Here is an 8,723-nt window from a genome sequence, read left to right on the forward strand (position 1 = left end):
CGGGCGCGGCGCTGTCTGGCACGACACCTTCACAGAGAGGATGAAGATGCTCTTCCTCGTTCGCCACGCCGAATCCATCGAGAACGCCACCAAATACACCGGCTTCTATGAGAACCCCCGTCCGTGGGCCGGGCCGGCCGCGCATGCCCTGTCCCGGGACGTTGTCGGCCTGACGCCCCGTGGCTTCCTCCAGTGCCTGTGGCTGCGGCGGACGCTGCGGGACCTGACTGGACCTGACCCGGCGGTCCGCACTTCGCAGTACCGCCGCGCCCTCGACACCGCCGCGCTTGCTCTGCCCGGCCTGCCCTACGAGGTGACCGTGCTCCTCAACGAGCAGCACTACGGCGCAGCCACCTACATGACCAAACAGGAGCTATACGCCACCTACCCCGAGGGAACGGAGGACCGGCAGACCCGCAAGCACCTGTGGACGCCCCCCGGCGCTGGCGGAGAGTCCCTCGCCTGCGGCGTCCTGCGGCGGGCCACTGCGTTCGTCGACGGCCTGCACACCGTGTCCGCGGCGGATGTCGTGGCGGTCACGCACCACACCGCGATCCTCGCGCTGCGTGCGGTCCTGGAGCGTCGGCCGGTGACCGAACTGGTCGACGAGGCCCGTGTGCGCAAGACACCCAACGCCGCCGTCTTGGTCTATGAGCAGGCCGACGGCCTGTTCCACGCCCGCGGCACCGCCCAACCGGACTGCTGAGGAGGCCGCGGCCATGAACGTCCTGTACATCAACGGGCCCGTGCAGAACGGCCCCTTCACGATCGCTGAACGGCCGGGCAAGGTGTCCGGTATCCGCGCGGCCGAAGCGCTCAACGCCCTCCTTGGCGCCGGGCCGGTTCCGCATCTGTGGAACACCGTCACCTTGGCCGGAGACCTGCGCCACCGCGGCGCCCCCGACCGGGACACCGTCGGCCGGCAGGAGCGGGAGGATCGCGCGATCGCCGCCAAATACGCGCCGGGCGCGGCCCCGACCAGTGGCGTCCTCACCGACACCACGCCCGTCGTGGCCGCCCTCGCGCTGGAGATGACCGAACGCCTCCTGCGGGAGGGCATCCTGGCGGTCGTTCCCACCGCGGTCCATGTCTGCGCCCGCTGCGGTCACATGACCGGTGCCGTCGCCCACGCCTGCCGGAGGTGCGGGCACCAGGGCTCCCGGCTCCACACCCGGCGGTTGCTGGTCTGGGACCGGGCCCCAGGCACGCAAGTGCTCGCACATGATGACTTCCACGCCCACCGGGCCCGGCTACCGGGACATCTCCTGACCATCGCCCAGAACGTCCCGGAGCGGCTGATCCTGTCCCGCACCCGCGACCACGGCATCAGCCTCGCGCCGTTCGGGCTCGACGGCCTGGTCCTGGACCCGCGAGCCGGCGTGCACATCGCCGTACTGGCCGCCGCCGACCGGCACAGCGCCAGCCAGCCGGTGATGACGGTCACCGAGAACGCCGCGGCGAACGTCGCCGCCTACGGGGCCCTGTTCCGGCGGCACAACGGAACACGGCTGCGGTACGCGCTGCACGGGCACATCCCGTACGACGACACCGCGACGCTGCAGCGGATATGCGAGGTGCACCGCGTCAGCCCGGCGCTACGAGAGCTGTTCCTCACCTGGTTCCTGCCCTTGTGCTCACTGCACATCCGGGCGGGCATCACCACGGCACAGCTCCCGGCCCTGCTGAAATTCTGGTGCCGCGCCCACCTGGCCCGGCCGGACATCCCCGGGAGTGACGTCCTCGCCGAACTGCGGCGCCGCGTCGCGGCGGGTGATATGCGCTGGGTCATGGACGTCCGGACCCTGTCCCGGGCCATCCCCGAGTACCCGGTCACCCACGGTTCTGCCAAGGAGCCGGAAGGAGCGAGTTGATGAACGAGAACAACTGGCGGTTCGTCAAGAAGCGGACCGCCGCCGATGGTGCGGTGTACGTCTCCGCCGACGGAACGCGCTACCGGCGTACCGGCGGGGCCGAGCTCCAAGCGGAGGCAGAATTCCAGCGCCGGATCGCGGACCTGGACTACCCGGTCCCGCACGTCCTGGAGGAGGGCGTCACTGGCGACGGCCACTACTACGTCGTGGAGGAGTCGCTGGGCGACCAGACGCTGCACGACCGGGCGGTGGCGTCACTGGACGGCGGCCGCGCCCTGCACGACGACGTCGCCGACACCGCCGCGCAGGTCGCCGCCAGGCTGCTGCGCGCACAGGCTGCCCACATGGTCGTGCCCGCGCCCGGCTCACTGCGGCAGTGGCTGGACAGCGCCGGGTTCACCCAGAACGTCTTCCAGGAGAACCCCGACCTGGACAACACCCGGACGCACGCTGCGCTCGATCACGCGCTGGACCGCCTTGGCACGGTTGCGCTGGTGCGGGGCCACCTCGACTACGGCCTGCCCAACGTCTTGCCGGCCGGGGTCATCGACTGGCAGCACCACGGTCTGGTGCCACTCGGATACGACGTCCTCCCGACCCTGGAAATCATCGGCTTCAAAGGCGGCAACAAGGGCTACACCGCCAGCCCCGGCCAGCGGCGCCGCTATCTCGCCGTGCTGGACGACGCGAGCCTGAACGCAACCGGACAGCCGGTCAGCCAGAACCTGGGCGCATACCTGCTCGTCAAGGCCCTGTTCTTCCTCGCCCTGATGCGGCCCACCGACCCCTCCCGTACGGACAAGCACCTGAAGTGGCAGTACCGCCGTCATCTCTTCATGAAGGGACTCGAGCAGTATGAGCGCACCGGGACGGTTGATACCGCCCTCTTCCCCGGACTCGAAGAGTTCGCCGCTGGGCACCGCGCTGGCGACCATCCGTGACCGCGACTACCTCCTCGACCGCGCCGGGGTGATCTTCAAAGTCATCGGCGATGTCCATCCCGGCACGCACTTCCTGGGGTACGTCAAGTACTACCCGGACGCCCGCGGCGACCGGGTGCTGTTCGGCCGGACATACCGGCAGAACAGCGTCGTGTCCAAAGCGTTCGGGATCCTCGCCGACCGGCCCGAGTGCTACATCTACTCCCCCGCCGTGGGGTGCGTCATCACCGGTGTGCCCCGCGAGGACATCGTCACCCACTACTCCTGCCGTCAGACCCTCGCCGCACTGCACCAGGCTCCCGGCCTCCTGGACCAAACGGCGGTCAGCGAGGATCTGCGCGCCATCATCAACTGGATCGTCGCAGCCGGCGCTGCGGACGTCATCGGCGTGACCGGGTCCTTCCTGATCGGTGCCTGCAACGCCCGCTCCGACATAGATCTGGTCTGCTACGGCTCGCGCGGCTATGAGGCAGCCCGCGCACTGTTCGCCGAACGCGCCCTCATCCATCCGTACGAGGGCGAGACCCTCACCCGGCTGTACGTGCGGCGCGCCAAGTACATGGTGGGAGGAAGCTTCGACGCGCTCATGCGCCAGGAGGCCCGCAAACTGCAGGGCCTGACAGCCGGTGCGGGGGCGCACATCAACTGTGAGCCGCTGAGGGACGACGGCGACAAGACGTTCGCCGGGGTGGTTGCCAAAGAGGTAGGGGCGATCTCCGTCCTTGCCCGGATCACGGATCACTCCGAGGGCCTGGTCACGCCGGCGCTCTACGGGATCGAGGTGGACACAGTCACGGAGTCCACGGTCGACGAGCCGTCCGTGTTCGCCCGCCGGATCACCCACCTTCGCAGCTACCTCGGTGCTTACACCGGGGCGTTCCGCACCGGCGACGTCGTCTACCTGTCCGGCCGGTTGGTCCACATCCAAGGACCCGATGCACACAGCGGCTTCGGCATCGAGCTGACCCCGTGGTCGGCAGCCGAGTCCTTCCTCGCCAACCGGACCCGCTGAGCCACATGTACGGCGTCCACGGCCCCGCTGACGAATACGCCGCCGCCCAGGGCGCCCAGGGCACGACGGACGCCCGGGTCGTGATGGGCGTGACCACTGACCAGTTGCTGGCCATCACCGATACCCCCAAGTAGCCCCGCCGATGCCTGAGCGCTGCCCCGACCTTTCCGGCCGGGGCAGCGCTCCAGCGTCGACACCCCAATTTCGAGCCCGGAGACTTCGTGACGACCGACGTGTTCATCGACTCCTTCGGCGCCCGCTGGCAGGACGCTCCCCCGCCCCGCTACCGCGCCGCCGTCCTCTCCATCAACCTGACGAACGAACTGCTCAACCCGCCGGACGACCCGGCCATGGCCGACGCCGTCGCCGGCCAGACGGGTCTGGACGCCGACGTGAGCGCCTACGTCCTCAACACCCCTGGTGCGGCCCGCATCATCGACGACGCCTTCCACGAACTCACCGCACTGCTCACCGCTGCGAACGGCCGCCCTGTCCAGCTCCTGGTCAACTGCTGGTACGGCCGTCACCGTGCCCCGGCCGTCGCCGACGCGATCGGCCGCCGCCTGCATACCCACGGCTTACGTGTCGCCGTCACCCACCACCACATCGATCGACCGCCGGTCCCCCGCAAGCACCCGCGCCCCGGCTGCCCGTTCTGCGCGATCGTCCACGACGGCGCACCGGCCGCGATCGTCCGCGAGTGGCCCGACACGATCGCGATGGTGCCCCGCAGCGGCGGCTGCACCGACGGGCACCGGGCCCGCTTCCAGCGGGTGGTCCACCGCCTGCGTCACTTCCCGGTCGGATCCAGGCTCATGACCGCCATGCAGACACACTTCAACGCGGCGGCCTCCGAGGGGAAGTGGCCGCGGGCCCGGACCGCCCGACGGATGCGCGCGTTCACGCTCTCGATCGCATGGGTGGTGCATACGATCTTGCGTATCTCCGCGTCGAACTGCAGGAACGGCACGAACTCAGCCCAGGTGTTTGGGTCGCCGGAGCGGACGATATGGCACACGGCTCGGCGACAGGTCCGGCGGGAGTCGTAGTACGCCATAGTGACGGCCCAGTACCAGCGGCCGTCGAGCCGTAGATCGATGGTGAGGAGGCCGTACGACGTGTACGCGCGGATCACCCGGTTGTTACTCGTGCACGCCTTTCACACGACTTCGTGCCGTGTATCCGCTGCGGAGAAGGCTGATGCGTGACGTGAGCCGGAGAAGCCAGTGCGCCAGCCACGGCCGATCACCCTGGACAAGGAGGCCCGTTTTTACTTTAGACCTGATTATTTCTTTGATGCCTAACTGGCCAGTAGCGGACCGCTCACGTGCGGCTCGGCGAGGTCTTTGATTCATGGTTGGGCAGGCTCTTGACGGTTGTCTGGCCAGTCCGGGCTGAGCCCGTGACCGCTGCGGTGAGGGTCCGGCGGTAGGTGTGTCTACGACGTCGCCGGGCCCGGCCTGCCGGGCAGGCTGGCCCGCGCCGAGGGGCCGTGACGTCGGGGCGGTCTTTACAGTTCGACGGCGGTGGTGGGCCTCGTGTCCTGCAGTGCCTGTTGCGCGCGGGCGGTCACTGTCCGGGTGAAGGCGTTGAGCGCGTCGAGGCCGGCGGTGCTGCCGTCGTCGTCGGAGACGACGACCCGCACCAGGATGCTCCCGCAGCGAACCACCGAGAATCCCTGCGATACGCGCGAACCACTACCGGGCACGGTGGCGGTCATGGTGACGGCCGATGACTCGTCCCCGTAGGACGGCAGAGTCGCCTGCGTCACCTGTTTCACGTCGTTGCTGTCGGCGTTTTCGGCTTCCACTCCCACAAAGCCTTCGGCCGCCGCGGCCGCTGAGGGGTAGGCCAGAACCTCGACGTTCACCCTGTTGTAGTCGGCACCGGGGCCCGGGTCGTATTCCGACTGCAGGTCGAGAACCGAGCCGGTATCGCAGATGGGGTGGGACTGCCCGTCCTTCGAAATACCGACGCGGCTACGGCACTTTTGCGTCGTCGGCGAGCCGCTCGCGACGGCCCAGCCCTGCGGCAAGCTCGCTGCGTCCGGGAGGATCTGCTGGACCTTCGTCGCGTTACGCACTGCGGGGGCGTCAGTATCCGACGTACTGGAGGCCGGGCGGGAAGGCGTTGGGGCAGAGGGCTTCAGGCCGGACGACGGCCCGGCGGCCGAGTGGGGGGAGTCGTCGCCGGTGAGCAACTGCACGCCCCGGTAGAGGCCCAGGGACAGCAACGCGACCAGCAGGGCGGCGATCCCGGTGAGGGATACGCGGGCGGCGCGCGTATTGGTGATGGTCAGCGGGCCCAGTGAGATCTGGCTGTTCCGTACCTTGCTGCCGCCCCCGATGATGATGCTGCCGGTGTACTGCGGGCTGACAGCGTGCGCGGGCGGTACGTCCGGCGGCGGACCCGCAAGCGCTACGGCCATGCGGGTCTGGAACTCGGGATCGGCAGCCAGCGCTTGACGGATCGCCTCCTGCAGCCCAGCGACCGCCGACGGATCCGCGGGGTCGGCGCTGACGCCGTCCAGAGCGGCGCGACCGTCATCGGAAGTACCCAGCCGCGCCCGGACGAGGTCGCCCACCGCCCGGCCCGCCTCGTTCCCCACCGCCGTGGCCGCCCCTGTCGCCAGGCCGGTCAGTATCTGTACTGCGGATAACGCCATGCTCCCTGCCACATCATCCATGTGACACCCCCCAAGCCGTCGGACCTTGAGACAACCACAGCCCCAGCATCAGCGCCATAATGCCCGGCACTTACTCACGTAGCGCTGGGACCGGAGAAATCACCGCTCACAGCAACATCGACTCTGAGCGGTGCCTGCTGGAAGTGAAAGACCGTCCCCCGCCCTTGCCGAAGCATGGCTGGCCACGTGCAGATCAACCTGTCGTGTGACGGCTCAGGACGTCGTTGACGCAACGTGCTCGGTACGCCCCACCAGCGGGCAAGTCCCTTTGATTCTTTCCGTCCAACGCAACGGCGATCACGTAGCTTCCAGACCGTAGCCTCCGTATCACACCGGGCTCACCCCACCCGGCGTCGCCGCCGGGACGCGGCCCGGCGGCGGATGGGGCGCGCGGGGTCGGATGTCCGACCCCCCGGGTACGGTCTCCTTCGTGAACGATCACGAAAGATCCCGGTCTGCGATCTACCAATTCGAGGCCTGGGAGCCCCTGCTGCGGCTCCTGCGGGCGGAGAACGCGGAGCGGCTCGCCGCCCCGGGTGGTCGGGTGTTGGGCCGTATCACGCGGAGCAGTTGGAGCGTGCCCCTGAAGCAGATGTACAACGACGGTGTGCGGCGGATGCACGACATCCTGGTGAGGGACGGCATCGGTGCCGTGACGTTTGTGATGGAGATGGAGACGACGGGACGCACCCGGCTCCATCTGCTTGTGCCCAGTGAGGCGGTGGAGCTCGGCATCGGGTTCAATCCGGGTGCGCTCGTCCTGGTCGAGGGCGCGCTCCCCGAGCCCTGGCGGCGCCTTCCCGAACCGACGCCCGAGGCGGTGCTGGCGCCTTCGGCGGATCCGGCGCTGGTCGAAAGGACGGTGTGTGGGCGTCTGCCCGACGCCGTCGGCGCTACCGAGGCCGAGATCGCGGCGGCCGAGTTGCGCCTGGGTATCGCCTTGCCCGAGGAGCTCAAGGCGCTGTACCGGGTGACGCGGGCCAAGTGGTCGGACTGGGGCGGTGACTACGAGGCGTCGAGCCGCCATTCCCAAGCGGTCCGGTGCGAACTGTTCGACCTGGCAGCGCTGTACGTCGCCGAGGCGGTGACCCGCGAGTGCCCGTGGGAGCACGCGGCGATGGAGGCGGTCGAGACGCGGCCCTCCGCCGCTGTGCAGGGGTTGGCCGGCTCGCCGGGCTGGATCGCGTTCGGCGACAACGGGGGTGGCGACCGGTTGGCCGTCGATCTGACGCCGGGCCCTCACGGGCACCTCGGGCAGGTCATCCTCATATCCCACGAGCAGAACATCGGAGCCCGCCTCGTCGCCGACTCTCTGACGGACCTGTTGCTGGATCGTCTCGCAGCGGAATCGGCCGACGTGGAGGCCCAGGCGCCGGCGGCGAAGTCGTTCGCGTACGACGAGGAGAGCCTCGGGCGCGCCGTGCACCCCGGTCTGGAAGCCCTGGCTCTCGACGTCCGGGGCGGACGGCCGGTCGGTCTCGCGCCGCTCATGGGGCTGCCCCGGCTGCGTTCCCTCGTCGCGCACCCCGGTGCCCTCGCCGACCCCACGGAGATCGCGGAGCTCACCGGGCTCGAATACCTGGGGATGGGATCTCGGGAGTGGGGCGATGTCCTTGACGCCGATGCCGTCCCGGAGGGGCTGTTGGCGGTTGCCGTCAGCGGGCCCTTCGACGAGGATCCCCTCGCCGTCGCCGGCCTTGCCAACGAACTTCTCGCACTCTGGGGCCGTCCCCGCATCGCCCAGTCAGTCGTCGAGGGCTACCTCGGCCTGGAAGGTCAGGCCGGCACACCGACCGACAAATGACCCAGAAAGTTTCGTTTAGATCAGCCGGTCGCGGGCCTGGGTATGCCGTTAACAGATGTGCAGTGGGCGCGGATTGAACCGTTGCTCCCGGGCCGCACGCCGAAGCGGGGCGGGCCCGCGACGCGCCCGTCTTCACTGCCGTCATGTCCCGGCTGCCAACAGCCGCAAGCTATCGGGGTACGGGTTCACACGTACGCCGACACTGTCGTCAACGGCTCCCTCCCGCCACCGCGCGGCCCTGCCGTGCGCGCGAGCCTCACCCGGGTTTCGCGGGTTTCGTGGGTTTCTTGCGGGCTGTGGCTGCTTGTGCCATGCCCGGCAGGAAGTCCGTGAACAGTTCGTGGACTTCGTGGACGAGGGGGCGCAGGACGCGGAAGCGGGCGAGTGCGACGCCGCGGGTGGTGAGTTT

At 69.2% G+C, this 8,723-nt stretch carries 7 protein-coding genes and 3 pseudogenes; 7 read left to right on the forward strand and 3 right to left on the reverse strand.

Going from position 1 to position 8,723, the window contains the following annotated elements:
• Positions 1-46: 46 nt before the first annotated feature.
• The 6 genes and pseudogenes from IE252_RS39740 to IE252_RS44445 all read left to right on the forward strand — a co-directional run.
• Entirely contained in the window at positions 47-706 is a 660-nt protein-coding gene (locus tag IE252_RS39740) for a histidine phosphatase family protein (RefSeq protein WP_190094378.1), read from the forward strand.
• Positions 707-719: 13 nt separating this feature from the next.
• Positions 720-1,871, forward strand: coding sequence for a hypothetical protein (locus IE252_RS39745; RefSeq protein ID WP_190094379.1), 1,152 nt, complete (start codon positions 720-722; stop codon positions 1,869-1,871).
• The gene (locus IE252_RS39750) at positions 1,871-2,812 is read left to right on the forward strand and encodes a phosphotransferase (protein ID WP_190094380.1); all 942 of its coding nucleotides are present in this window, start codon (positions 1,871-1,873) and stop codon (positions 2,810-2,812) included. The genes IE252_RS39745 and IE252_RS39750 overlap by 1 nt, the downstream gene beginning before the upstream one ends.
• Positions 2,727-3,824 (forward strand): hypothetical protein, encoded by a 1,098-nt coding sequence (locus IE252_RS39755; RefSeq protein ID WP_229849111.1) that lies wholly within the window; start codon positions 2,727-2,729, stop codon positions 3,822-3,824. The genes IE252_RS39750 and IE252_RS39755 overlap by 86 nt, the downstream gene beginning before the upstream one ends.
• Positions 3,825-3,829: 5 nt before the next feature.
• On the forward strand, positions 3,830-3,958 hold the full coding sequence (locus tag IE252_RS44065) for a DUF8839 family protein (protein WP_268248465.1): 129 nt from the start codon (positions 3,830-3,832) through the stop codon (positions 3,956-3,958).
• 216 nt (positions 3,959-4,174) lie between these two features.
• Positions 4,175-4,420: pseudogene (locus tag IE252_RS44445) on the forward strand (RapZ C-terminal domain-containing protein); the annotation flags it as partial.
• Positions 4,421-4,617: 197 nt separating this feature from the next.
• Here the strand turns inward: IE252_RS44445 and IE252_RS39765 are convergent.
• Both IE252_RS39765 and IE252_RS39770 read right to left on the reverse strand, forming a co-directional pair.
• Positions 4,618-4,800 (reverse strand): annotated as a pseudogene (locus IE252_RS39765) (transposase); the annotation flags it as partial.
• A 534-nt stretch (positions 4,801-5,334) separates the two neighbouring features.
• Positions 5,335-6,510 (reverse strand): hypothetical protein, encoded by a 1,176-nt coding sequence (locus tag IE252_RS39770; protein WP_190094381.1) that lies wholly within the window; start codon positions 6,508-6,510, stop codon positions 5,335-5,337.
• A gap of 430 nt (positions 6,511-6,940) precedes the next feature.
• Between IE252_RS39770 and IE252_RS39775 the strand changes: the two genes are divergently transcribed.
• The gene (locus IE252_RS39775; protein ID WP_229849112.1) at positions 6,941-8,314 is read left to right on the forward strand and encodes an SMI1/KNR4 family protein; all 1,374 of its coding nucleotides are present in this window, start codon (positions 6,941-6,943) and stop codon (positions 8,312-8,314) included.
• 256 nt (positions 8,315-8,570) lie between these two features.
• On the opposite strand, the pseudogene IE252_RS43710 reads toward IE252_RS39775, so the two are convergent.
• Positions 8,571-8,723 (reverse strand): annotated as a pseudogene (locus IE252_RS43710) (TetR/AcrR family transcriptional regulator); the annotation flags it as partial.

Source organism: Streptomyces melanogenes, from assembly GCF_014649795.1.
GTDB classification, from domain to species: Bacteria; Actinomycetota; Actinomycetes; order Streptomycetales; family Streptomycetaceae; genus Streptomyces; species Streptomyces noboritoensis.